The 24,423-nt window shown below is 57.8% G+C and carries 21 protein-coding genes; 3 read left to right on the forward strand and 18 right to left on the reverse strand.

Annotated features, from left to right (window positions below):
* Positions 1-353: 353 nt before the first annotated feature.
* The gene (locus COMA2_RS09950; RefSeq protein ID WP_090897189.1) at positions 354-1,034 is read right to left on the reverse strand and encodes a response regulator; all 681 of its coding nucleotides are present in this window, start codon (positions 1,032-1,034) and stop codon (positions 354-356) included.
* Positions 1,031-1,834, reverse strand: a complete 804-nt coding sequence (locus COMA2_RS09955; protein ID WP_175304513.1) for a sensor histidine kinase — start codon at positions 1,832-1,834, stop codon at positions 1,031-1,033. The genes COMA2_RS09950 and COMA2_RS09955 overlap by 4 nt, the downstream gene beginning before the upstream one ends.
* 380 nt (positions 1,835-2,214) lie before the next feature.
* On the opposite strand from COMA2_RS09955, the gene COMA2_RS09960 reads away from it, so the two are divergent.
* Positions 2,215-2,970 (forward strand): acyl-homoserine-lactone synthase, encoded by a 756-nt coding sequence (locus COMA2_RS09960; protein WP_090897194.1) that lies wholly within the window; start codon positions 2,215-2,217, stop codon positions 2,968-2,970.
* Positions 2,971-3,031: 61 nt separating this feature from the next.
* On the opposite strand, the gene COMA2_RS09965 is transcribed toward COMA2_RS09960, so the two are convergent.
* The gene (locus COMA2_RS09965) at positions 3,032-3,850 is read right to left on the reverse strand and encodes a helix-turn-helix transcriptional regulator (RefSeq protein ID WP_175304514.1); all 819 of its coding nucleotides are present in this window, start codon (positions 3,848-3,850) and stop codon (positions 3,032-3,034) included.
* 238 nt (positions 3,851-4,088) lie between these two features.
* Between COMA2_RS09965 and COMA2_RS09970 the strand changes: the two genes are divergently transcribed.
* The gene (locus COMA2_RS09970) at positions 4,089-5,465 is read left to right on the forward strand and encodes an OmpP1/FadL family transporter (protein WP_245630958.1); all 1,377 of its coding nucleotides are present in this window, start codon (positions 4,089-4,091) and stop codon (positions 5,463-5,465) included.
* On the opposite strand, the gene uvrC is transcribed toward COMA2_RS09970, so the two are convergent.
* The 5 genes from uvrC to COMA2_RS09995 form a co-directional block, all read right to left on the reverse strand.
* A complete protein-coding gene (uvrC, locus tag COMA2_RS09975; protein WP_090897199.1) occupies positions 5,457-7,292 on the reverse strand; it encodes an excinuclease ABC subunit UvrC in 1,836 nt (611 codons plus the stop codon). The genes COMA2_RS09970 and uvrC overlap by 9 nt on opposite strands.
* 362 nt (positions 7,293-7,654) lie before the next feature.
* Entirely contained in the window at positions 7,655-8,524 is an 870-nt protein-coding gene (gene dapF, locus COMA2_RS09980; RefSeq protein ID WP_090897201.1) for a diaminopimelate epimerase, read from the reverse strand.
* A gap of 144 nt (positions 8,525-8,668) precedes the next feature.
* Positions 8,669-9,076 carry a VOC family protein gene (locus COMA2_RS09985; protein ID WP_090897202.1) on the reverse strand — a complete coding sequence of 136 codons (408 nt, stop codon included), beginning with the start codon at positions 9,074-9,076 and terminating at the stop codon, positions 8,669-8,671.
* 61 nt (positions 9,077-9,137) lie between these two features.
* Positions 9,138-9,614 (reverse strand): GNAT family N-acetyltransferase, encoded by a 477-nt coding sequence (locus COMA2_RS09990; protein WP_090897203.1) that lies wholly within the window; start codon positions 9,612-9,614, stop codon positions 9,138-9,140.
* Positions 9,607-10,326, reverse strand: coding sequence for a polysaccharide deacetylase family protein (locus COMA2_RS09995; protein ID WP_175304516.1), 720 nt, complete (start codon positions 10,324-10,326; stop codon positions 9,607-9,609). Before COMA2_RS09995 ends, COMA2_RS09990 begins: the two co-directional genes overlap by 8 nt.
* A 70-nt stretch (positions 10,327-10,396) precedes the next feature.
* Here COMA2_RS09995 and COMA2_RS10000 point away from each other — a divergent pair, with 70 nt between their 5' ends.
* Positions 10,397-11,557 carry a site-2 protease family protein gene (locus COMA2_RS10000; RefSeq protein ID WP_090897209.1) on the forward strand — a complete coding sequence of 387 codons (1,161 nt, stop codon included), beginning with the start codon at positions 10,397-10,399 and terminating at the stop codon, positions 11,555-11,557.
* Positions 11,558-11,646: 89 nt separating this feature from the next.
* On the opposite strand, the gene COMA2_RS10005 is transcribed toward COMA2_RS10000, so the two are convergent.
* The 10 genes from COMA2_RS10005 to nuoF form a co-directional block, all read right to left on the reverse strand.
* Entirely contained in the window at positions 11,647-12,492 is an 846-nt protein-coding gene (locus tag COMA2_RS10005) for a YihY/virulence factor BrkB family protein (protein WP_175304517.1), read from the reverse strand.
* A 36-nt stretch (positions 12,493-12,528) separates the two neighbouring features.
* On the reverse strand, positions 12,529-13,995 hold the full coding sequence (locus tag COMA2_RS10010) for an NADH-quinone oxidoreductase subunit N (protein ID WP_090897215.1): 1,467 nt from the start codon (positions 13,993-13,995) through the stop codon (positions 12,529-12,531).
* Positions 13,992-15,581, reverse strand: a complete 1,590-nt coding sequence (locus COMA2_RS10015) for an NADH-quinone oxidoreductase subunit M (RefSeq protein WP_090897217.1) — start codon at positions 15,579-15,581, stop codon at positions 13,992-13,994. Before COMA2_RS10015 ends, COMA2_RS10010 begins: the two co-directional genes overlap by 4 nt.
* Before the next feature lie 93 nt (positions 15,582-15,674).
* Positions 15,675-17,573 carry an NADH-quinone oxidoreductase subunit L gene (gene nuoL / locus COMA2_RS10020; protein WP_090897220.1) on the reverse strand — a complete coding sequence of 633 codons (1,899 nt, stop codon included), beginning with the start codon at positions 17,571-17,573 and terminating at the stop codon, positions 15,675-15,677.
* A gap of 98 nt (positions 17,574-17,671) precedes the next feature.
* Complete coding sequence (nuoK, locus tag COMA2_RS10025) at positions 17,672-17,977, reverse strand: NADH-quinone oxidoreductase subunit NuoK (protein ID WP_090897223.1); 306 nt, start codon at positions 17,975-17,977, stop codon at positions 17,672-17,674.
* 63 nt (positions 17,978-18,040) lie between these two features.
* A complete protein-coding gene (locus COMA2_RS10030) occupies positions 18,041-18,583 on the reverse strand; it encodes an NADH-quinone oxidoreductase subunit J family protein (protein ID WP_090897226.1) in 543 nt (180 codons plus the stop codon).
* 88 nt (positions 18,584-18,671) lie between these two features.
* Entirely contained in the window at positions 18,672-19,238 is a 567-nt protein-coding gene (gene nuoI / locus COMA2_RS10035) for an NADH-quinone oxidoreductase subunit NuoI (protein WP_245630959.1), read from the reverse strand.
* Positions 19,239-19,252: 14 nt separating this feature from the next.
* Positions 19,253-20,329, reverse strand: coding sequence for an NADH-quinone oxidoreductase subunit NuoH (gene nuoH, locus COMA2_RS10040; protein ID WP_090897229.1), 1,077 nt, complete (start codon positions 20,327-20,329; stop codon positions 19,253-19,255).
* A 47-nt stretch (positions 20,330-20,376) separates the two neighbouring features.
* The gene (gene nuoG, locus COMA2_RS10045; RefSeq protein WP_090897232.1) at positions 20,377-23,043 is read right to left on the reverse strand and encodes an NADH-quinone oxidoreductase subunit NuoG; all 2,667 of its coding nucleotides are present in this window, start codon (positions 23,041-23,043) and stop codon (positions 20,377-20,379) included.
* 62 nt (positions 23,044-23,105) lie between these two features.
* Positions 23,106-24,413 carry an NADH-quinone oxidoreductase subunit NuoF gene (gene nuoF, locus COMA2_RS10050; protein ID WP_090897235.1) on the reverse strand — a complete coding sequence of 436 codons (1,308 nt, stop codon included), beginning with the start codon at positions 24,411-24,413 and terminating at the stop codon, positions 23,106-23,108.
* Between the last annotated feature and the right edge of the window lie 10 nt (positions 24,414-24,423).

Here is a 24,423-nt window from a genome sequence, read left to right on the forward strand (position 1 = left end):
AGCCTCCTTTACTCTCACAGAGGGAATCCTAATGCCCCGCAGGCTGTTCAGAGAGGCCGTCATTCTCACCCGCCCATCCCAGCGCGCTCGCCTCGCGCCTCGTCGACGCCCGGCGCGGCGAAGCCGGGGGCCTCGCGCGCCTCACAGACTCGTCGAAGCGGGCTTCACATTTCCAAGCGTCGCGACCTGTCTCGCGAAGCCGCTTCGGCAAGGCGGGGAACGCCGCTGGCGGACTTTGTCAACAGCCTGCTAGTTCAGTGGATAGTGAGCGATCAGCGGGCAATGCTGGAGGGAGCGTCAGGGTCAGAGAGGGAATGAGGAAAAACCGCGGGCATGAGTCGGTGCTTGACGTGTTAGAAGTTTTGGCTTCTCGCCCCACCAGGCACCTGGGTTTCCCTCATGAACCAGGCCACGGCTTCTGTCCGACGCTTGACCTGCAGTTTATCAAAGATATTGGCCAGGTAGTTTTTCACCGTTTTGTCGCTCAAGCGGAGCTGGACGGCGATCTCTTTATTTGTTTTTCCTTCAGCCAGAAGCGGCAGGATCAAGCGTTCTTGCGGGGAGAGTCGAGAAGTCCCATGGGGCGTCGTTCCCAGGTGCGAACTGGTCCGAATCCAGCGCAGGGCTTGCTGGGTGACTCGTGGGTCGAGGTAGCCCTGTCCGCCGGCGACGGTGCGAATGGCGCGAATCAGCTCATCCATTCGAATATCCTTGAGGACGTAACCGTGGGCTCCGTTTTGGACGGCGGCCATCACCGAGGAATCTTCTGCGTAACTCGTCAGGACGAGGATCCGAAGCTTCGGCGCCACGGCCAGCAGTCGTCGGCAGGCTTCGGTCAGCGAGGCGTCCGGAAGTTTCACGTCGAGTAACACCATCTGCGGGGCGAGACGTTCCACGGCCGCGACGCCGTCCGCCACCGTTCCGGCCTCCTCGACGATCGCCATATCCGGTTCGAGGTGCAGCAGCGCGCGCAACCCTCGACGAACCATCTCATGGTCGTCGATAAGAATGATGCTGGTCGGTGATGGTTTCATATGGATGTCAACTGAGGTTCTAAGGAAAATTCCGCGATGACGTGCGTCCCTGCTCCTGTCTTGGACTGAACCCGCAAGACCCCGCCGAGCCGCTTGGCTCGAGCCTCCATATTCGCAAGCCCATAGCCTCGTGGATGCCCGTCCGACGGCGAAAATCCAATGCCGTCGTCCTGAATGCTCACGCGAACCCTCGCGCCCCGCATGCGAATCGAGATGACCACTCGGGTTGCGTCGGCGTGCCGCGCGCAATTGCTGAGCGCCTCGCGCACGATATTCAGGATTTCGCGCTCTTCCTCGTGCGTCAGCACCTCGACGGCGCTGCGTTGGATATCCAGCTTAATGCACAACCGCCCGGCTTGCTCGTAGGTCGAGCATAACGTGGAGAGCTCCGATGACAAGTCGAATTCTTGAACACTGCCCGACTCTAACTCTCGAATCATCCCACGGATCTCATGAATCAGTTGATTGATCTGGTGGATCATCCGGTCGTCGGCTTCCTTCCGTTCCATCGTCTGGTCGTTCCGAGACCGCCGCGCCGCTTCTATGTTCAACCCGATGGCATACAACGATTGCAGCACGGAGTCATGGAGATCTCGACCGACACGGCTCCGATCTTCCAGGAGTTTACTCAACCGGCCTTCAGTCGCTTTGAATGCGGTCGTTAACTCGCCGACGCAAGGCTGCAACTGGTAAAGATCGAGAGATTCCGTCGGTGGTCGGACCGGCCGAGCCGTCGACAATATGGAGGTTGACTGAAGCCCTCCGTCCAATAAGTGAAAACTGGCCTTGCCTTGTGTCACGCCACACCCTCCTTTCGCATTTCTCATCAATAACGGACCTGTTCAGCACCACATGATCGGTATTTGTAAGCTAAAGGGACAGGTAACACACCTGGCGGATACGCCAGGTGGATGGCCAAGCCCTAGGTGAATCCCTCGACCTCTTGCCGTCACGCCACCATCCCTCCCTCAGCTTCCTCATCATCTCCGGAAACCAAGCAGACGGTACCAGTACTTACGTGAGCCAGACCTGGACGGCACCTGGCGAGTCCGCCAGGTGCCGTCTTGCTACTTGAAATGGAAACATTCGGCCACTTTAACTGGCCGACCGGTCCTAATGACTCTACGTACACCAATGAATTGGGCTTATATCGAGCCCTAATCCGACAAGGAGGTTGCACATGCACGTCACAGCAATCAGAGAGGAAAGAGAAGTCGCGTTCTACGAAGGAGAGCTTCTGGTCAAGACGCTCGAAACAAAGGAGGAGATGACCCAGGCCTATCAATTGCGGCATCGTGTGTTTGCTGAACGGCTGAAGTGGGTGCCTGAACGGGCCGACAGATTGGAAGCTGATGTCTATGATGCGTGGAGCACCTCGATCGGGGTGTTTGGGGCCGACAATAGATTGTTGGGATTAGTGCGCATGACCCATGCGCCTGTCCCCTTCATGTTGGAAAGTGAATTCAGCGCCTGCCTCGTGGGAAGCCACCAAGTTCGGAAGGAAATCGATACGGCGGAGATTACACGACTAGCCGTCGATCCGACGATTGCTGATCGTGGCCTTTCAGCAAGATTAATGAAAGTCATCTTCAAGGGCATGTACCAATGGTGCCGGCTTCACGATGTTCGCTACACCTATATGGTGGTCGAGTACAGGCTGTTGCGGGTGGTTCAGCGCATGGGGTGGCCGTGCCATGCCATCGGGGAACCGGTCGCGCTCCCGCCGGCCGAGGTGCTCTCTATCGGTGGGTTGCTCGATCTGGATGAATTTCGCATGCAAGCCTCAGCATGTCGCCCGAGCATGCTCGAATGGCTCACGACAACGACGCCCGCTCTCAGCCGGGCGCAGCTGGAATCGTCGACGGAGCGCGAAGAAAACGATATCGTGGAGTATGCTGAATTCGCAAAAGATCGGCGACTCGTGCGCGCCGCCTAGCCGAGCTCCGATACCAGGCGACCGAGAGCGGCATCGGCTCTCGGGGGATGTAAGGGAATGTCTACATGGCTGACGGCAAGCCGTGAAGTGCCGGGAGGCCGTGTTCGATGGCGGTCGCAACGGCCTGAGAGCGGGACGTCACCTCGAGTTTGGAAAAGATGCGCTCGATGTGGAATCGGACCGTTCGTTCGCTGACTCCGAGAATCTTGCCGATTTCCCAATTGGTTTTTCCGTTCTTCATCCAATTGAGGATCGTGACTTCTCGAGAGGAAAGCCCTTTCACGCATTGACCGGTTGCCGACACCGATTTCGAGGCGGTTCTGAGCAAGGCCATGTGAATATAATATCCCAGGTATTCGACGAGCGGAACCAATCGCTTCGCATCAAGCGGTTGCTCGCTGGCGAACGAACAGAAGGTCGCGACCCCACAGGCTTGATCGACCGATCCTGTGGTGATGCCGTCGCACAGGCCGAATTGGCGAGCGGTGGCGATAAACTCCTGTTCCTTCTCGGAGGACATGCCCCGATAGATCTCCTGCCAATGCTGAGTGCCGGCTGAGGTCAAGGCTGATTTGAACACCGGGTCGACGTCCGCAAACCCATTTTTCCAGTACAGGTACAGCCATTCATCCGGATAACTGGCATTGACGACATTCCCGAATCCGGCGAATGTTTGATTCGGTCCGAGGCGGACGAGACCTCCTAAGGCTTTCGTGAAGGAGAAATAGTTTTGAAATCGAATAAGCACATCCCGCACGTGATCGGGAGTCTCCGCTTGCATCACGTAGTGGAGAATTTCTAGAAGGTTTTGACATTCGACTTTAGAGAGTGTGTCGAATGTCGCGCGTGAGAACGGTTGTCTCGTGAGTGCATGAGCCATCGGTGAGCCTCCTAACATAAGAAGGAGGGCTCAAATTTACCATACAATCACCTCGTAGAACTCGATAAATCGTACTAGGGGCATCACAAATACGTACTAGGGCCGATCATCTCTATGCGTGAGACATATGACGCTAGTACGCTTATGTATGTATCGAATGAAAAGCGTCGAGGAGGATCGGAGCCGATCAGTGTAGCCTTTCTTCAGCGGGGGATACACGCGTTAGTGGAGGGCTCATATGTTGACCCATGCGCGATATCTCGGCGGAGGTATTTTCATGGTCATCTTCTGGTCTTGCCTCCTGGAGCCGACGGATGCTCAAGCGCAGGCCCTACGTTTTCAGCCTCAAGGGGCGCGCGCCGCGGGGCAGGGCAATGCATTCGCGGCGGAAGCCGATGATGCTTCAGCCATCCACTACAACCCGGCCGGGTTGACTCAAGCGGTAGGAGTTCAAAGCATCCTGGGGCTGAATGCGGTTGGGGGTTCCGTCAAGTTCAAGAGCCCGGCCGGTCTCGATAGTCGCGGCGATTTCAACGGGAGCGTGAACTGGCCCCCTCCCAGCAACTTTTATCTCAGCGCCAATCTCGCCCCGCTTGGATCGCCCCTTCTCTCGCCCGTGACGGTGGGGATCGGGTTGGCGGCGCCGTTCGGCTTGAATACCAGCTACCCTGTTGATGGTCCGTTCAACACGGCCGTCACCTCGGCCGCGCTCCCGCTGATCGCAATCAAACCGACGATTGCGTATAAAATAAGCGATGCGCTCTCTGTCGGTGTGAGCGCCGACATTTATACCTTTGCAAGCTTTCTCGGTGAAGGACATGTGGAACAAAAACAGGTGAGCGCCGGAGGATTGGGAATTCCGGCCGGAGCGTCCGTCGAACTAAACGGTCAGGGAACCGGAGCCGGCCTGACGGCGAGCATGCTCTATACTCCCGTGAAGAACCAGGCCGGTAAATCGGTTGTTTCAATCGGGCTTGTCTATCGCTCGCAGGCTGTGATGCCCTTGAAAGGGTCGTTTCTCGTCAATGGAATAAAAATGGCCGATGCCTCGACGGATCTTGTATTGCCGCAGATGGTGCTCGGGGCGCTCGCGGTCTGGCCGATTCGATCCCCAGAGCGGGAATGGAAAGTCGAAGTCGATGTCGAATATGTGGGGTGGAGTTTGAATAGGAATCTTGATGTCCGCCTTTCAACCGGTGGGACGATTCCCCAGCCCCAACAGTGGAAGAACGTGCCGGTGATCGCGGTCGGAACCGAATATAAATGGCTGAATCCACGCTGGTTGCCGGATTGGGACATCGCAGCCCGTTCCGGTTATACCTATACGGAAGATCCCGTCCCTGATCGGACCTTCAATCCTGCGACCATTTCCCTGACGGCACACACATTGTCCCTCGGCGCGGGAGTGCTTTGCAAAGGAGCGGGACGATTCCTGGGTCTGATTCCGTGCAGCGGCGAGTCGGCGCTGTGGCCGAAAGGCATCGGGCTCGATCTTGCTTATCAGGAATGGTTCTATGAATCACGCACGGTGACCGGCAATCAAAATCCGACCGTGGACGGGACCTACCACGCCTTCGTCCATCTGGGAACGTTCAGTTTTCGGTATTTATTTTAAGCGGCGAGTCGAGGTCGACGGATGCTCTTGTTCAAGCGCCCGGCGGAAATTCAACACGGTCTCCGCAGTGAGTCCTGCCTCCCGTAGGGCTTCATCGCTGGCCGAAACCAGCTTGTCGAGGCTGCCGAACCGGTTGAGAAGCTGATTGCGCCGAATTTCCCCGATCCCGACGACTTGATCCAGTTTTGAACTGAGCAGTGACTTGCCGCGCAACTTTCGGTGAAATGTGATCGCGAAGCGATGCGCTTCATCGCGAACATGTTGCAACAGATGGGTGGCCGGAGAGGTGGATCGGAGGACAATCGGATTTTTTCTTCCCGCCAAGAAGACGCGCTCCTCTTTGTCGCCGCGGGCCTTGGCCAGCCCCAGGATCGGTAGCCCCGGGTGTCCCGCCTCCTTGAGTCCCTCCAGCGCGGCGGCCAGTTGGCCTAACCCGCCGTCGATGAGAATCAGATCCGGCTGCGCCAGATTCTCCTCTCGCCGGTAGCGACGCGTGACCACTTCTTTCATGCTGGCGAAGTCGTTGGCCCCTGTGACCGTTTGGATTTTGAACCGCCGATAGTCCGCCTTCTTCATCTGTCCGTCTTCCCACACGACCATCGAGGCGACTGATTGGTTGCCCATCGTATTCGAGATATCGAACCCTTCGATTCGATGTGGAGCCTGTTCCAGCCTCAGCAGCCGTTTCAGCTCCTCACCCGCTTGCCGGTCGAGTTCCTCATCGCGCAAGTGATCGGCGACCGCCGCCGCCGCATTCTCTTCGGCTAAGAGGACGAGCTGATGCTTGGCGCCGCGTTCGGGTGTCAGAATCCGGACTGGTTCGCCCCGCTTGTCGGAGAGCCACTGTTCGATCAACATGGCGTCCTCCAGTTTGGCCGGGCTCAGGACTTCTCTGGGCGGCTGGCCGTCCTTGTTGTAGAACTGTTCGATCGCGGACCGGACCAGCTCCTCGTCCGGCGTGTCCGCCGACTGAGGCCAGAAGAAATCTTTCCGTCCGATCAGCAAGCCGCCGCGCACGAACAGAATCTGGAGGTCCACTGCCGAACCTTGTCTGGCTAAGCCGATCACGTCCTGATCGGTCGACGAGGTCTGCGTGATCCGCTGCTTTTCCAGCATGCGTTGGATCTTAAAGAGACGGTCGCGCAGCCGGGCCGCTTCTTCGAATTCCTCCCGGTCGGCCGCCGTTTCCATGCGGGCACGCAGATCGTCCAGTAATTCAAGATCCCGGCCTTCCAAAAACTGGCGGACCTGTTTGACGATCTGGTGGTACTCCTCTTTCGACTGATTGCCGGTGCAGGGCGCCATGCATCGCTTGATCTCGAATTCGATGCAGGCGCGGTCGGCGGTCCCGTCGATGTCTATCGCGCATGTGGCGAGAGGAAAGACGTGTTTGATGACTTTCAACGTTTCCCGCAAGGCGTTCGCGGGGGTATAGGGGCCGTAGTAAAGGGCCCCGTCTTTTTGCACGCGGCGCACGATCGAGAGGCGTGGAAAATCGTCTTTGATGGGCAGCCGCACATAGGGATACTGCTTGTCGTCCCGCAACACGATGTTGAAACGGGGTTTGTGGCGCTTGACCAGATTGCTCTCCAGAATCAGGGCTTCAAGCTCAGATCGGGTCACCAGTGTCTCTACGTCCGTGACGCAACTGACGAGAAGACCGGTCTTGGGGCTGTGGTCTGCTCCCTTCTGGAAATAGGATCGGACGCGATCGGCGAGCACCGCGGCTTTCCCGATGTAAATGATTTCTCCTTGCTCGTTCTTGAACAAGTAGACGCCGGGACTACCGGGCAGATGGGCGAGTTTGGATTGGAAGTCAACAGTCATTGGTCGATAGTCAATGGGGAACGGGTACAATCATTGGTCAACGGTCATTAGTCAATGGTCGCCAGGACGAGTAACCATTTTATCAATGATGGTGGGGAGAGGGCTATTGATGGTCTGCTGTCCCAATGCTGCGGATATATCCGTTCAAGAGACGGAGGAACGTGAACAATTCTTCATGCAGCGATTCCACTTCCTCCTTTGTCAGGTAGGATTCGTCTTGGCAGTCGATTTGCGATGAGATAGAGACGTCTGCGGATGTCTCTCCCGGTTCTCCAAACATCCAAATCTTGGAAAGATGTGACATTCCTTGAATTTGTCATAGCCGGTTCTCCGGTTCTATTGACCAATGACCATTGACGTGGTCAGCGTAGCGAGCGGACGAACGACGGGCTCAATGTCCCACGCGCGACTTCGGCCACCGGCCCCTTCATGGTGAGGCTGAAGTCCGGAGCCACGGTGATATTCAGCACGCCCCCCGGCATCTTCACGGTGACGGGACTCTTGACCAAGCCCAGGCGCACCGCCGCGCTGGCTGCCGCACAGGACGACGAGCCGGAGGCCTGCGTCTCTCCTGCGCCTCGCTCCCAAATCAGAATGAAGACTTCGTTACGTCCGGTTGGAACCGCGAGCTGCACGTTGATCCGTTTAGGAAACAGCCTGTGGTTTTCCAGGGCCGGCCCAAGGGCCAAGAGTTCCTCCCGTGACCAGGATTCTCCGGTGGGCTTGAAGACGACACAATGGGGATTGCCGACACTGACGCCGGTAAAAATCAACGAGCGGCCTGCCGCTTCGATCGGCTGCTGAATCAACTCAGGCACGTTCAGTGAACAGGGGAGCGCATCCGGCTTGAACGTGGCGACGCCCATCGCGACGGTCGCAGCGGCTGCATCGCCATGCCGGTTTATATGCAGGTCAATGCCGACCAGCCCGCCCTTTGTCTCGACCGTGAAACGCGTTTTCTTCGTCTTCCCGGTCGCATGGAGATAACGCGCAAAGATTCGGAGGCCGTTCCCCGACTTTTCCGCCTCGCTGCCGTCCGGGTTGAAAATGCGCAGGCCGAAATCCGCCTTCCTCGAAGGGACCAACGCTAAAATTCCGTCGCTGCCTACGCCCCAATTGCGGTCGCAGACCGACTTGATGTTCTTTGGGATCAACTTGAACGTCAGCTCCTTGCGATCCATCACCAGATAATCGTTGCCGAGGCCATGTCCGCGGAAGAAACCGTTCTTCATTCTTCTCCTCCTCCGTATCTCGTCGTTCATTCCTCCGATCCTGAGTTCCAGGTTTCATGTTCGAAGTTTCAAGTTGTGCAGAATCCAAAACCTCAAACTTGAAACATGAAACCTGAAACCGTTGGCCGATACGCTTCACGAGTCTCACACGATTGTCTCGCCGGCCGGCCGTTCAATGAGCTCGATCTCATAACCGTCGGGCGCGTCAATGAAGATGAACCGGCTGCCGGAAGAGGTGGTCGTCGGGCCGTCGGTGATCTTGACCCGCTGCGCATTGAGCGAAGCGATCGTTTCATCGAGGCTTTCGACTTGAAAAGCCAAATGCACGAGGTCTTCCTGGACCTTCACCGGGCCGCTTGGCGGGAAACTGGTCAGTTCGATCAACTCGTCGCTGTTGGGTACCTTCAAGAAGGCGAGGTGTGATCCGCGAGGCGAGGTTTTCCGTTCGATGACCTCAAGGCCCAAGACGGTCGAGTAAAACCGGATGGTCTCATCCAAATCGCTGACCCGCATGCGGGTGTGGAGAAACTTTTTGACTCGTAAATTAGTCATTGATCAATGGTCATTGAACGGCGAATGCTCTCTCATCATACCAATGACGAGTGACCAATGACTATTGACTGTTTCTTGCCGGTCCTGCCGTTTTGCGCAAGAGCACTTCGGCGCTGCCTGGAATCAAAAAATTGGGCATGGGGCCGATTTCCAGATAGCCGTGTTTCTTGTAGAAGGCCCTAGCGGACTCGTTAAAGTCCGACACGCAGGCGAAGAGGTTCTTGGTTCTCTGAAAGACGAGCTCCTCGATGTGCTGCAACAGCCGACCGCCGATTCCCTTCTGACGAGCCCATTCAGCCACGCCTAAGAGCTCCAAATAATCGCCCAGGAGAAATTTCTGCTTCACGATGGCGACGCCCGCCACTTGTCCATCGAGAAGAGCGACATAACAGTCTCTTCCCTGAGGCGTCGGACAAAAGATGCGGTTCCAATCGTCCTTCGAGTATCCGAGTCTTCTCCAGGGATCGGACTCACCGAGCAATTGAACGACGGGCTCACGATCGTCCGGCTGTATGTTCCTGATCACCGGGTCAGTCATGGGTCGGGGGAGTACAGTTCAGCAGCTCGCTGACGGTCATGGGTCGGAGTCCTTTCCGGGGCAGGATGTCCGACGTGAGCTGCTCGATCACTTGCCGGGTTTGCTTGCCCTTGCCGTTGGCATGGAAGACGATGATGCTCCCCGGTTTCGCGCGCTGCGCGACTTTGGCGAGGATCCGCTCGGCGGAGAGCGTGGGGTCCGGATCGCCCGATTCGATGTTCCATTGGATGAACTGCAGGCCGAGCAGCTGTGTCACGGCGACGGTCACGTCGTTGTATTCGCCGTACGGCGGCCGAAACAACGTCGCCGGACGGGCATAACGGTCTTGCAGGATTTTGACGGGGCCAAGGATCTCCGCGCGCTGTTCGTCGGCATTGTGCATGGGAAGGTGGGCATGGACGTCACCATGGGTCCCGACTTCGAAAAATTCCATGCCCAACAGACGGTTCACTTCCGGTTCATGTTTGGCTATCCACTTGCCGGACATGAAGAAGGTGGCGGGAATATGATGTGTGATCAGATAGTCCATCAACGGCCGATCGTAGCCGGGTCCCTTCCGCACGGGACAGAGATCGAATGTCAGTGCCACACCCGGGCAGGTCGGTGGACCGGACTTGATCACTTGGGCCACACCGTCTACGGGAACGAACGGCCAGGAAGCCGCGGCTGACAGCAAGCCGATCAGCAGGCGTCGCAGAACGTGTCGTCGCATGGGGGCTAGTATACCTGAACCGATGGAGAAGAATTGACCCCTTGCGTATTCCGCTGTTACGGTGTTGTCGATGCAAGTACCTTCCTGGGAAATCGGTCGCGCGTTGGGAATTCCGATCCGCATCCATGCCTCATGGTTCGTGGTGTTTCTCCTCGTCACCTGGTCGCTCTCGACCGGGTATTTGCCGGACAGTTTGCCCGGGCTCACGTCCGGACGTTATTGGGCCATGGGGGGCCTCGCGGCAGTCCTGTTATTCGCCTCCGTGCTCTTGCATGAGCTCGGCCATTCCTACGTCGCGTTGTACTACCACATCCCGATTGAAAAGATTACGTTGTTTATTTTCGGCGGCGTGGCTCACATGCGGAAGGAAGCCCCCACACCCCGCGCCGAATTTCTCATTGCGTTGGCCGGGCCGGCGGTCAGCTTTGTGATCGGCGGTCTGTGCTTTGGGTTCGTGGAGCTGGCCGAGGCGATTCAACGGCAACATGGCCTCCAGGGGTGGGTCATGCTCGGGGCCTTGCTGGGTTTCGTCAATATGCAACTCGGGCTCTTCAATATGATTCCAGGTTTTCCGCTGGACGGCGGGCGGATGTTACGCGCGGGGCTGTGGGCATGGGGAAAGGATTTTTATCGAGCGACCAAGCAAGCCGCAGGGGTCGGCCTTGCGTTTGGATTGATGCTTGGGCTGGCGGGCCTTGTCGTGCTGTACGGGGCCGCGAGCGGCGGATTGCCGACGTCGATGGCATCGAACGGCGGGTGGGTGGTGGTCATCGGCATGTTTCTCTTCGCCGCCGCCCTGGCGAGCCGTCGCCAAGCCGACATGCGCCAGTCGTTGGCGGCGGTCCCTATTCGGGATGTCATGGCGACGACGGTCGCCTCCGTTCCGTCGCATTGCACGCTGGATGTGGCGGTGAATCAGTATTTCCAATCCTATGGCTACGGCGGTTTCCCCGTGTTAGAGGACGGGCGATTGGTGGGACTGATCACCACGCTTGAGATTCAGAGCGTCCCGCCGTCGCTGTGGCCCTGGCGCAGGGTCGAGCAGGTGATGCGTCCTCGTTCGGAATCGTTGGTGATCGAGCCGGATAGTCCTGTGATGCATGCGCTGGAGCGTATGGCCCGCGAAGGGTGGGATCGCTTGGTGGTCATGCAGGATGGGGAAATCGTCGGGCTTGTGACCCATTCGACCATCGTGCATTTTCTACAGCTACGCAGCGGTTCCAGCCGATAATCGCGTCATTGGTCATTCGTTATAGGTCATTAGACGATGTTCGGCCATCCAGTGACTATTGACCAATGACCAGTGACTCATTCCGGTCTCTAATCATCAGTCGTCGTTGGTTGAGGCAGGCAGGTGACCTGTTGTAGCTTGCGGGCGATGATCCCACCGAAAAGCAAGAGTCCGGCGGAATAGTACACCCACAGGAGCAAGAGGACGACCTCCAACAACGATCCATAGAGCCGTGCGTAGACCGTGGCATAGTCGCTGTAGCTCACGAACAACAACTTCGCCGAAACCCAGAGCAGGCTGAACGTCAGCGCGCCTGCCATGGCGTGGCGCCACTGAGGGCGGCGGCGAGGCACCAGGCGGTACAGCAGGCTCACCGTCAGGAACGCCAGGGAAAAGGGGAGGGTGTATGTGAGATGAAAATCATGGGCGGCGAGGGCGACGAGATCGAGCCCCCACAGCTTCGGCGCATAGGCGGTCAGAAAGGTGATGGTTTGCGTGGCGACATAGGAGAGGAACAATAGAAGCCCTGTCGATCCCAGCAGGGCGATGGAGATCGCGGAAGAAATCAACGGGTGACGCTTTTGGGTGCTTTCAAATACCACGTTGAGCGCGTAGTCGAGCTCGTAAAAAACGAGCCCTCCAAACCAGAAGAACGACAGAAATACGAGCCAGCGCACACTTTCCAATGCGCTGATCCGGTGCAGCTCTTCAGCCAATCGTTCACCCAATGAAGGCAGAAAGCCCTTCAGGAAGCTCAGGATGAATTGCTCGCCGATGATGGTTTGGCTGACCAGGAAGCTGATCCCATACAGGAGAAGAAAGACGAGCGGAAAGAGCGAGAGTAGGGAGAAAAAGGCCAAGGCCGCCGCCAGACTCGGGCAGCCCTGGCGCAAGAACGCGGTGACAGTCTCGATCAGGAAGCGGAGGACGGTCATGATGCTCCGCATGCGGATCGGCAACCCACGACGGCCTTACTTGAGCGCTGATACCGCTTGCATGGCGAAGTCCACGAGTGGGTTCGGATAGATCCCAAAGATGACCACCCCGGCCACCGCGCAGGCCAACACGATGGAGAGACTCGGTGACATGACCATGCGAGGGCTCGCGCTCGACAGGTCGATCGGCTCGCGCATGTACATGACCATCACCAGCCGGAGGTAGTAATAGGCCGAGATGACGGCAAAGATGAGCGCGACGGCAGCCAGCCACGGCAGACCGGCTTCCACCGCCGACATAAAGACATACAGTTTTCCGATGAACCCCGCGGTCGGAGGAATGCCCGCCAGCGAGACCATGAAGATCAACATGAGCAGCGCGGCCACCGGATGCCGTTTGGCGAGACCGGTGAAATCTTCGATGTTTTCTCCTTCGATCCCGTCCTTGCGAAGCATGGCGACGATGGCGAACGCGCCGAACGTCATGAACGCATAGAGCGAGAGATACAGCAGCACGCTGGCGATACCGGACGAGGTCCCGATGTGTCCGGTTGCGACCACGCCGATCAGCGCGTAGCCGGCATGGGCGATGCTTGAGTAGGCCAGCATGCGTTTCACATTCGTTTGCACCAATGCGACGATATTCCCCAAGATCAGGGTGGCAAGGCAAAGGATGAGGAACATCGCGGACCAGTTGGCTTTCAGGCCACCGAGTCCTTCGATGAACACTCTGAGAAATGCGCCGAAGCTTGCGGCTTTGGCTGCAACCGCCATGAAGGCGGTGACGGAGGTCGGAGCGCCTTGGTAGACATCCGGCGTCCACATGTGAAACGGCACCACGGCAAGTTTGAACCCGAATCCGACCGCGAGCAGGATCGTGGCAAACAACAAGAGCGGATCGTCCAGGTTACGACCGGAGATCGCCGCGGCGATCTCCGGCAGCCTGGTGCTTCCGGTCGCTCCATAGAGGAGCGAGATGCCGTAGAGGAGGATTCCCGATGAAAACGCTCCCAACACGAAGTACTTGGCCGAGGCTTCCAAGGAGCGAGGTTCCGATCGCTTCAGGCCCGCCATGACATACAGCGAGAGGGACATCAGCTCGGTGCCCAGATAGAGGGTCAACAAATCGGCCGACGAGACCATGACCATCATCCCCGAGAGCGAGAGCAGGACGAAGCCGTAATATTCGCCGAAGTACAGCCGCTCTTCTTTCAAATAGGAATGAGAGAGAAGAATGGTCAGGCCGGTGACGAAGTAGAGGAGCAGCTTCCAGAAGGCTCCGTAGGCATCGATCACGACGAGCCCGCTGAAGATTGCGGCGGGAGCCTGTATTTGGGAAGCCGTCAATCCCATGCACACGGCAAGTGTTCCCAGGCTCAGCCACACCAAGCCGTCTTTGTCGGAGGCCCGCAGCACCGGATCGAGCACGAGCACGATGCAGGCTGCCGTGACGATCAGCAATTCCGGAAGGATGAGGAACAAGTCCGCCGCCGAGAAGGTCATTGCGGTCGGCCCTCCGTCCCGGCCTGCGCTTCTTGACTGAACGTCGGTCCGATTGTCGTGATGGCATGCTCCATCGATGGAGTGAAGGAGGCATCTCGGCGCATGGCTGAAGCTCGCTCAGCAACCGGGGGGGAGATGCGCGCGATGACTTTCTCAACGCTGGGATGCATGCGGGTCAAGATGGGGTTCGGAAAGATCCCGATCAAAAAGATCAATGCGACAAGCGGCACCACGGTGATCATCTCACGCAGGTTCACATCGCGAAGTTTCGGGAGCATGTGCGGGTCGGAGACGCCGAAGGCGACACGTTGAACCATCCAGAGCAAGTAGGCCGCCGCGAGGATGATTCCCAACGAGGCGAGGGCGGCGGCGATTTTGCTCCAGAGGAAGGTGCCTACAAGGATCATAAACTCCCCGACGAAACTGTTCGTGCCGGGCAGCCCCAATGAAGACAAGGCGAAAATGACCAGGACCGTCGCATACCGCGGCATCGGTTTCGTGAGGCCGACATTGTCGGCGATCTGTCGGCTATGGGTGCGTTCGTAAATCATTCCGACGCAGAGAAAGAGTCCACCGGTGGTGATGCCGTGGTTCACCATCTGCATGACGGCGCCTTCGATTCCTTGAATATTGAACATGAAGAGGCCGAGAGTCACGAACCCCATATGGCTCACGCTGGAATAGGCGATGAGTTTTTTAAGATCGGCTTGCGCCAACGCCATATAGGCTCCATAGATGATCGCCGCAATCGAAAGCCCCACGATGAACGGAGTGAACAGCTGTGAGGCATCCGGCAACATGGGAAGGCTGAAGCGCAGAAACCCATAGGTGCCCATCTTGAGCAGCACGCTGGCGAGGATCACGCTGCCGGCCGTGGGCGCTTCCACGTGCGCATCGGGCAGCCAGGTATGGAACGGGAACATAGGGACCTTGACGGCGAAGGCGGCGAAGAACGCGAGGAAGAGCCAGAATTGCAACGATTGGGAATAGGCGCCTTGGCTCAATTGAAGAATGTCGAACGTATGGCCGCCTTGGAAGTACAAGACCAAGATTGCGACCAGCAGCAAGACGCTGCCGGCGAGGGTATAGAGCAAAAATTTGATCGCGGCGTAGAGGCGATTGGGTCCGCCCCAGACTCCGATCAGGAGATACATCGGGATCAGCATCGCTTCCCAAAACACATAGAACAGCACGAAATCCAGCGCGCAGAATACCCCGATCATGGCGCTTTCCATGATCAGCAGCATGGCCATGAAACTTCGAATCCTCTTCTCAATGGAGTACCAGGAAATCAAGATGCAGAGCGGCATCAGGACCGTCGTCATGAGGACGAGCGGGAGACTGATTCCGTCGAGGCCGAGCCGGTAGTTGATGGACAGCGCCGGAATCCACCGGGCCGATTCAACGAACTGCATCTGACCGGATGACGCATCGAACAGCCACCAGAGCGGGAATGAGATCAGGAGGTCGATCACGGTGACCGTAAGGGCGAGCAGCCGGGTCGAGGTGTCCTTCACGACAAAGACCGCAGCCGCTCCGGCCAGGGGGATGAAAATCAATAGTGTAAGCCAAGGGAAACTGGTCATCGGTCATTGGCCAGTGGTCAATCGTCGTTGGAAAGAAGAGCAGGACGACGTGCTCTCCAGTGACCAATGACGAATGACCATTGACTCTTCCTTCTACGAAATCAGAAAGACTGTCACGATTACGACCACTCCGACCGCCATTGCCAGCGCGTAATGTTGGGTCTGTCCGCTCTGGACCAATCGTAACAGCCAGCCTCCCCAGGTGACGGCACGCGCGATACCGTTGACGGTTCCATCGATCACTTGGATATCAACCCGCTTCCAGAGTCCGGAGGCTGCCGCAAACGTCGGTCGCACGAATAGACGATCGTATGCTTCGTCGACATACCATTTGTTCAACGAGCCGCGATAGAGGCTGCCCCACTGCCGAGCCAAGCGATCCGGAAGATCCGGGTTGAGGACATAGACATAATAGGCGGCGGCAATCCCGATCAGACCCATCGCGGTTGCCGCGGCCATAATCATGAGGCCCTCCGAGCCATGATGAGCGGTTGAGTCGCCCCCGGTTGAAAAGACCGGCTCCAGAAATGATGGGATGCCGAGATAGCCCGTCAGAACACTGAAGAACGCCAGAATGAGAAGCGGGGTCGTCATCGTCTGCGGCGGCTCATGGACATGATCGGCATGGCGCGGATCGACACGTGAAGTCCCCCAAAACGTGACGAACACGAGCCTGAAACTGTAAAAGGCGGTCAGGAGAGCCGTCAGCAGACCAACGAGCGTCAGGATCCGACCAAGGTCGCCGGATGACCAGGCGGACACGAGGATGTCGTCCTTGCTGAAGAAGCCGGCCGTCAGAGGAAAGCCGGCAAGCGCCAGCGAGCCCACCACAAACGTCCAGTAGGTAATCGGCAACTTGTCTTTGAGGCCGCCCATGTGCCTCATATCTTGCTCATGGTGCAGGGCAATAATCACGGAGCCGCAGCCTAAAAACAGCAAGGCCTTGAACGCGCCGTGCGTCAATAAGTGATAGATGCCGGAGGCATAGGCGCCGAGCCCGCACGCCATGATCATGTACCCGAGCTGACTGACCGTCGAATAGGCGACGACACGCTTGATGTCGGTCTGAGTCAGCGCGATCGTGGCGCCGAGGACCATCGTCGCCGCGCCTGTCATCGCCACCACGTCCATCGCGATCGGAGAAAGGTTATAGATCGGGGCGAGACGCGCCACCATGAAGACGCCGGCGGTGACCATCGTGGCGGCGTGAATGAGGGCCGAAATCGGTGTCGGTCCTTCCATCGCATCAGGCAGCCAGACGTGGAGCGGAACTTGCGCCGACTTGCCCACTGCGCCGGTGAACAATAAGAGCGCAATAAGCGTGAATACCGACACTTCCCATGTGCCGCCGAAAGGACCAAGGAGGTTCATCGTCACATCCGTCGCTTCATGGAGGGCGGGGAAGATATCAAGATAGTTCAGTGAGCCGAATTGGTACCAGATGAGCAGAAGGCCGAGCATGAAGCCGAAATCGCCGACGCGGTTCACCAGAAAGGCCTTGGTGGCGGCTGCGCAGGCGGCGGCGCGCTCGTACCAGTGCCCGATCAACAAATAGGAGCATAGCCCGACGGCCTCCCAGAACACGAAGAGCTGTAATAAGTTGTCGGCCAGCACCAACATCAACATGGAAAAAGTGAACAGCGCGATGTAGCCGAAGAAACGGGCATAGCCCGACTCGCCATGCATATAGCCGATCGTATAGACATGCACGAGCGAGCTGACACCGGTGACCAATAGGAGCATCACGGCGGTGAGTCGGTCGATATGGAGACCGATGTGAATGTCGAGGTGACCGGAAGCCAACCACGTATAGAGTGGAACAGAAACGACGGACCCCGAGACGACCTCGAAAAATGCCGACAGCGACAACGCGAACGACAGCAGCACCGCCGGAACCGCAACCAAGTGCGCGCGGTCCTTAATATGCGATCCCGCCAGGCCTAATACCAGAAAGGCGATCAGCGGCAGAAGTGGGATGAGGGCGTAGATCATAAGTGGTCAACAGTCATTAGTCATTGGTCAATAGGTCACTCGGCGAAAATAGGTTGAACCATGTTTCTTCAACAATGACCGTTGACCATTGACTTTTTCTACCATTTGAGCAGGTTGAACTCTTCGACATTGATGGTCGATCTCGATCGGTGCAGGGCGATGATGATCGCGAGGCCGACGGCGACCTCGGCGGCGGCGACCGTCAAGGCAAAAAAGACAAACACTTGACCGCCGAGATCCTGCAGATGATCGGAGAATGCGACGAAGTTGATGTTGGTCGCGTTCAGCATCAGTTCCACGGACAGCAGAATGGCGATGATATTGCGCCGGATCAACACGCCCACGACGCCTGTCAGGAAGACGATGGCGCTCAAGATGAGGTAATAGGAAATCGGAATAGTCATCGGTCACCAGTCATTTGTCATTGGAAAGAAGAATGAGGCAGCACGGTCTCCACTGACCATTGACTATTGACCATTGACTCCTCCTGCTTCGCCCTCGCCGATGTCGCGTTTGGCGAGGACGATGGCGCCGATCATTGCCACAAGGAGCACCAAGGAGGCCACCTCGAACGGGAACAAATAGGTTGAAAAAAGCGTCTTGCCGATGGCCAAGGTATTGTCGATGGCGAGGGCATCATGCGGCTCCGACTGGAGCGACGGACTCCCGGTGATGACGGCGCCGGCTCCGCCGGAGAGCAGCAAGACGGACTCAATGAGCAACGGCACGCAGACAATCCCTGCGATCCGCCATTGGCTGTGGTACCGGTCGTCTTGCGTGACATTGAGCAACATGACGACGAACAGATACAGCACGAGAATGGCCCCGGCATAGACGATAATCTGCACGGCCGCGAGAAATTCGGCATGAAGCGTGATGAAGAGTCCCGCGACATGGAAAAACATGACCAAGAGCGACAGCGCGCTGTAAACGGGATTTCTCAATGCCACCACCAGAATAGAAGTGACGGCGATCATCCCGGCGAAGTATCCAAAAAACAGCTGTGACATGGACGGTTCCTGGGTTAGCGACCGACCTGGACTAGACTACCGCAACGGTGTTGTCGTCATCGGCCGTTCGATGCGTGTTCTTTGAAAGTCAGTCCGGTTTTGGCGGCACGTGTTTGAATGCGACGTTGAAGAACGCGACGTTTGGATGTTGCAGTTCCAAACGTTTCTCGCGGATCGGAAACGAACGGTCGCCGATCGCGAGTAATTGTTGTTTGTTCAGGTGCAGCTGGCGCTTGTCGTAGACCGCCCACTCAAATTCTCTCGTCATGCCCAGCGCATCGACAGGGCAGGCATCCACGCACATCCCGCAGAACAAGCACCGGGTCATGTCCATGTAATATTCTTTCGAGTACCGCTTCGTCGGTTCACCCGGCACTTCGGCGCTGACGACACGGATGACGCGCGACGGACAGGCGGCTTCACAGAGATCACATCCCACGCACTTCTCGGTCCCATCGTCGTATCGGAGCAGCGCGAGCATGCCGCGGTAATTATCCGGCAGCGTGCGTTTTTCGTGAGGGTACTGCAAGGTCACGGGACGGTAATTGAGGAGATGCGACAACGTCGCTTTCATGCCGACGAGGATCTCGTAGAACGTGATCGTTTTGAACCATTCGCGCAGGTTCAAACGTTTGGTGGTCGTCGTAGATGCCATATCGATCTCGCCCGCTATTTCATCTGTTGGTAGAAAAACACCGCGAGGGCCGTCACGACGATGTTTCCCAACGCGATGGGCAACAGCACCTTCCAGCCGAACCTCATCAATTGATCGTAGCGCAGTCTCGGCAGCGTGGCTCGCAGCCAGAAAAAGAGGAACAAGAACGAGTACGTCTTGACCGCGAACCACATGGTGTTCTCGACCCAGGCCAAGGACGGCAGGCCGAGGAGCGCCATAATCGTTCCCGGGTACGGGGCGTTCCATCCGCCGAGGAACAGCGCGGCCGCCACGCAGGACACTAACACCATGTTGGCGTACTCGGCGAGGAAAAAGAATGCGAATCGGAGGCCGCTGTATTCAGTGAAGAAGCCGGCGACGAGCTCGCTTTCCGCCTCCGGCAGGTCGAACGGGACTCGGTTGGTTTCCGCCACCGCCGAGATCACGTAGATGACGAACGCGAAAATTTGCGGGGCCGGCAGCGCGAAGAGATACCAATTCCAAAAGCCTCCGGCCTGGGCGTCGGTGATTTTCACCAGGCTGAGCGTGCCGGCCAGAATCAACACGCCGACGATGGACAGTCCCACGTTGAGCTCATAACTGATGATCTGCGCCGCCGATCGGAGCCCGCCGAGCAACGAGTATTTGCTGTTGGACGCCCATCCCCCCAGGATGATGCCGTAGGCGCCGAGCGACGCGAAGGCTAGGATGTACAGAATGCCGATATTGATGTCGCTGACGACAAACGGCCTCACGGTGATGCCGCCGACCTCGAACGTCTGATTGGGGCCCCACGGGATGACGGCAAATCCGATGAACGCGGGAATCAAACACAGGATCGGAGCCATCGTGAACAGGAACTTGTTGGCCCCGGCGGGGATGATGTCTTCCTTGAAGAAGAGCTTGATGGCATCCGCAAACGGTTGGAGAATGCCGTAAGGTCCTACTTCCATCGGACCCATGCGGTCCTGCATCCAGCCGAGGACTTTTCGTTCCGCAAGGGTGAGGATGAGCACAGTGATGACTACGATGCCCATGACCGCGGCGATCTGGGTCAGGGAGATAGCGAGACGCAATCCGAATTCAGTCACGATAGGACTCCTCGATTAGCACAGTGATCCGCGTTGAAAAAGAGTCATCACGCCACCTTCATGATGGACACCGTCGCCGTCCGGAACGACGGCGCATGGGTGATCGGATCGACAGCGCATTCAAATAGTTGGACGGCCTGTTGACCAAAGTGAGAGGGGAACCATGCCGTTCCTTGCGGGACCCGTTCCATAATTTTGACCTCGGTGGTCATTTCTCCGGAAGTGCTGGAGAGGCGGACGCGGTCGCCGTTCGATAAGGTAAAGCGCGCGGCATCGAGCGGATTGATGCGGAGCCGGCCGCTGCCCTCGATTTGTAACAGCCCTTTCGAGCGCGTGGACAATTTTCCTGAGTGGAACAGGCTCTGCGACAATTCCAGCCGCACGGTGCCGTCCGGTCTGGGCGTTCGTGGGATCGGGCGGTACCTCGTGGCGAGGTCGCGCTGATATCCGGCGGTGAGATAGCGGTCCACGGCCGAGCGATCCACTTTGGGCGGCAACGGCGCCGGCCCCAGCGAGCCGTAGCCAGGTATGAGGCTTCGGATTTCCTTGAGAATCTCTTTGCTCTCGGCATATTCCATGGGTGAGTTCAATAAGATGGAAAGCGCGGAAAAGACTTCCCAGTCGGGGCGACTCTCTCCGACAGGCTCGATCGCCGGGCGAACGGCCTGCACATGTCCCTCGGTATTGGTAAATGTTCCGTGTTTTTCCAGAGAAGACGCGACCGGCAACACGACATGGGCCAAGGCGGCCGTCTCCGTCAAAAACAGCTCTTGGCACACCAGGAGATCGAGAGCGCGCAGCGAGGCCTCGGCATGTATCGCCGCAGGGAGGCTTCCGACCGGATTCTCTCCGACGATGAACATCGCCTTGAGTGATCCGGCCTTGGCTCGCTTCAACATCTCGATGAGGGAAGCCCCTCTCTCGGTCGGAAGTTCGCTTTTCCATTGCGTTGCGATCCTCTCGCGCTCCGTGTCGCTGGCGAGGGGATGCGCGCCGGGAAGAAATTCGGCGATGGTTCCCATTTCGACCGCGCCCTGGTCGTTGTTTTCTTCGGCGAGCGGCGCAAAGCCACAGCCGGGCTCCTCCAACTTCCCGGTCAGGAGAAGCAGATCGAGGAGGGTCAAACATCCGCGGTAGCCATGGTCGCTTCGCAATAGGGGCTGACCGGCCAGGATGACGACTCGGCGCGCTCCTGCCGCCGCCGCCGCGGCCCGCGCAAACGCATCCGGCTCGATCCCGGTCGCCGCTTGGAGGTCCTGCCAAGAGATCTGTTGCAGCGCGCTCGTCATGGCCTGGACGTAGGACGGATGCCGTTGCGCAAGATCAGGGTGGATCAAATTCTGTTCGACGACGGCCTTCACCAGGCCGACGATCGCATGGTGCGTGTCGCTGGTCGGGATGCGGAAATGATGATGCGAGAGATTGGCGATGTTGCTGATCGTGTCGACGACTGGCTCCAACGACTCGATCGTAATCAGCGTCGCCCGACGTTTCTTCACCGCCTCTTTCACCTTGAGACCGGTGATGGGATTGGTCTCGGTGATGTTCGTCCCGACGAGGAGCAGGACATCCGCGTCCAGGATGTCGTCGAAGGTGACGGTCCACCGATGCGTCCCCTGCACGAGTCGCATGGCATGCAGGCCGTTGACATGGCCATAGCGGGCGCTGCTGTCGATATGGTTGGTGCCGACGGCCACGCGAAGAAACTTCTGGAACAGGTACAATTCTTCATTGGTGCAGCGTCCGGAAATCAAGCCTCCGAAACTCTGTCCCCCATGGGCGGCTTTAATTTCGCCGACACGGCTTGCGACATACTCCAGAGCTTCTTCCCAGGTCGCTTGCACGAGCGCGCCATCACGCCGTATGAGCGGGTGAGTGAGGCGATCGGGGTGGCTGGCCGCATGGAATCCAAAAAACCCCCGGGCACACAGATCGCCGTTGTTGCGTCCCGCTCCATGCGCCGAATTCACTTCAATGAGTTCCTGCCCCTTCGTCTGCACGGTGATCTGACACCCATCGCCGCAGTACCCGCAGATGGTTTCGGCTCGTTTCAGCATCCAGGGCCGGTACTCGTACATGGACAGTCGGCTGGTAATCGCTCCGACCGGACAGATCTGCACGCAGCCCCCGCAGAACTCACAATCGAGCGGGTGGGAGCCGAAGTGCTTGATTTCCGTCATGGTGCCGCGACCGACCGGCGCCAACGCCTTGACGTCCATGACTTCATCGCAGTACCGGACGCAGCGGAGGCATTGGACGCAGCGATTCATCTGCGTTTCGATCAGCGGACTGAAATACTCCTTTTGGAAGATGCGCTTGGTTTCAACGAACCGGCTGGTGGCGGTGTACTGGTGCGAAAAGTCTTGAAGGTCGCACTTCCCCCCTTGATCGCAGACCGGACAGTCCAGCGGATGATTGGCAAGAATGAACTCGAGCACCGATTTATGGGCGTCGTCGACCACCGTGGTGGCGGTGCGTACGCTCATTCCTTCGTCGGCCGGCGTGCTGCAGGCCGTTTGAAGCTTGGGCATCTTTTCGATTTCGACCAGGCACATGCGGCAATTGGCGTCGGGTTTGAGTTTCGGGTGATAGCAGAAATGCGGAATCATGACACCGACGCGACGGGCCGCTTCGATCACCAATGTGCCTTTGGGGACGTTGACCGTCATCCCGTCGATCGTGATGCGCACAGTTGGTATTGCTGTGTCTGCCATGCTCTCCAGTATTCGTTAAACGTTAACCGTTAAACATGATTCTTGCGAATAACGATTCACGATTAACGTCTTATTCCCACTTGCCCCGGCATGATCAAATTCGCCGCTTCTGCTTCATTGATGAGGTCGACGTATTCCTGCCGCCAATGCTTCAGCGTGCTCTGGATCGGCGCGACTTCCGCGTCGCCGAAGGCACAGACGGTGCGGCCTGCGATGTTTTTGCATAGATCCAACAAGGTTTCAAGGTCCTCCATCCGACCTCGCTTCGCCAAAATTCGACGGAGTGTCTGGACGAGCCAGGAACTGCCTTCTCGGCAAGGGCTGCATTTCCCGCAGGACTCATGGTAGAAAAATTCCATGAGCCGAAGCGCGGCCCAGACCATGCTGGTGCCCTCTTCCATGACCGTCACGCCCCCTGATCCCAACATCGATCCCGCCGCCGCCACGTGCTCGAAATCCAGTTTTACGTCGAGATGGGCCGGCGTCAGAAAAGGCGCCGATGCTCCACCTGGAATAAAGGCCTTCATCGGCTTGTCGGATCGCATGCCGCCAGCGTACTCATACACCAATTCGCGGACCGTCATTCCCATCGGAACTTCATAGTTGCCCGGTCGTTTCACATGCCCGCTGACGCAGAAGACCCTGGTGCCGGTGCTCTTCGGCGGCGAACCGATCGCCGCAAACCATTCGGGGCCTCGGGTAACGATGTGGGGGAGGTTCGCCAGCGTCTCGACGTTATTGACCACGGTCGGCTTATTATAGAGCCCATGCGTGGCTGGAAACGGCGGCTTGATGCGGGGGAGTCCGCGTTTGCCTTCGAGTGATTCCAGGAGGGCCGTTTCCTCGCCGCAGATATAGGCGCCCGCTCCCCGATGCACCCACACGTCCGCGTTGATGCCTGTGCCGAGGATGTTCTTTCCGATATATCCGGCGGCTCTCGCTTCGCCGATGGCCTGTTCCAAGATCTTTGAGCCCAAGACCATTTCCCCGCGGATATAGATGTAGGCGGATTCCGCGCCGATGGCATAGCAGGCCAATACGATGCCTTCCAATACTTGATGAGGGTCCCGCTCCATGAGTTGACGATCCTTGAACGTACCGGGCTCGCTCTCGTCGGCGTTGCAGCACAGATATCGGGGGCCGTGATAGTCTTTCGGTAGAAATCCCCATTTCACGCCGGTCGGGAAGCCTGCGCCGCCTCGGCCGCGCAGACCCGATTTTCGGACGATCGTCGTCACGTCTGCCGGGGTGATTTTCCCGAGCGTGTTGCGCAAGGCTTGATAGCCTCCGGTCTTCTCATAGTCAGACAGCGACCCGGTATAGCCGGGTTGCGACATATTTTTGAGCAGGATCAGTTCGTGTTTCGCCATATGCGTTAAT

The sequence above is a fragment of the Candidatus Nitrospira nitrificans genome, assembly GCF_001458775.1.
Lineage (GTDB): Bacteria > Nitrospirota > Nitrospiria > Nitrospirales > Nitrospiraceae > Nitrospira_D > Nitrospira_D nitrificans.

What these genes read in the sequence shown, in the direction of transcription:
- nuoI (WP_245630959.1), bottom strand. Translation starts at nt 19,238, where the DNA reads ATGGCATCTACGACGACCACCAAACGTTTGAACCTGCGCGAATGGTTC.
- COMA2_RS10010 (WP_090897215.1), bottom strand. Translation starts at nt 13,995, where the DNA reads ATGACCTTCTCGGCGGCGGACTTGTTCCTCATCCTTCCGGAATTGCTG.
- COMA2_RS10015 (WP_090897217.1), bottom strand. Translation starts at nt 15,581, where the DNA reads ATGACCAGTTTCCCTTGGCTTACACTATTGATTTTCATCCCCCTGGCC.
- COMA2_RS09990 (WP_090897203.1), bottom strand. Translation starts at nt 9,614, where the DNA reads ATGACTGACCCGGTGATCAGGAACATACAGCCGGACGATCGTGAGCCC.
- COMA2_RS09960 (WP_090897194.1), top strand. Translation starts at nt 2,215, where the DNA reads ATGCACGTCACAGCAATCAGAGAGGAAAGAGAAGTCGCGTTCTACGAA.
- COMA2_RS09950 (WP_090897189.1), bottom strand. Translation starts at nt 1,034, where the DNA reads ATGAAACCATCACCGACCAGCATCATTCTTATCGACGACCATGAGATG.
- COMA2_RS10030 (WP_090897226.1), bottom strand. Translation starts at nt 18,583, where the DNA reads ATGTCACAGCTGTTTTTTGGATACTTCGCCGGGATGATCGCCGTCACT.
- COMA2_RS09970 (WP_245630958.1), top strand. Translation starts at nt 4,089, where the DNA reads ATGTTGACCCATGCGCGATATCTCGGCGGAGGTATTTTCATGGTCATC.
- dapF (WP_090897201.1), bottom strand. Translation starts at nt 8,524, where the DNA reads ATGAAGAACGGTTTCTTCCGCGGACATGGCCTCGGCAACGATTATCTG.
- COMA2_RS09995 (WP_175304516.1), bottom strand. Translation starts at nt 10,326, where the DNA reads ATGCGACGACACGTTCTGCGACGCCTGCTGATCGGCTTGCTGTCAGCC.
- nuoG (WP_090897232.1), bottom strand. Translation starts at nt 23,043, where the DNA reads ATGGCAGACACAGCAATACCAACTGTGCGCATCACGATCGACGGGATG.
- uvrC (WP_090897199.1), bottom strand. Translation starts at nt 7,292, where the DNA reads ATGACTGTTGACTTCCAATCCAAACTCGCCCATCTGCCCGGTAGTCCC.
- COMA2_RS09965 (WP_175304514.1), bottom strand. Translation starts at nt 3,850, where the DNA reads ATGGCTCATGCACTCACGAGACAACCGTTCTCACGCGCGACATTCGAC.
- COMA2_RS10000 (WP_090897209.1), top strand. Translation starts at nt 10,397, where the DNA reads ATGCAAGTACCTTCCTGGGAAATCGGTCGCGCGTTGGGAATTCCGATC.
- nuoL (WP_090897220.1), bottom strand. Translation starts at nt 17,573, where the DNA reads ATGATCTACGCCCTCATCCCACTTCTGCCGCTGATCGCCTTTCTGGTA.
- COMA2_RS09985 (WP_090897202.1), bottom strand. Translation starts at nt 9,076, where the DNA reads ATGACTAATTTACGAGTCAAAAAGTTTCTCCACACCCGCATGCGGGTC.
- COMA2_RS10005 (WP_175304517.1), bottom strand. Translation starts at nt 12,492, where the DNA reads ATGACCGTCCTCCGCTTCCTGATCGAGACTGTCACCGCGTTCTTGCGC.
- nuoK (WP_090897223.1), bottom strand. Translation starts at nt 17,977, where the DNA reads ATGACTATTCCGATTTCCTATTACCTCATCTTGAGCGCCATCGTCTTC.
- nuoF (WP_090897235.1), bottom strand. Translation starts at nt 24,413, where the DNA reads ATGGCGAAACACGAACTGATCCTGCTCAAAAATATGTCGCAACCCGGC.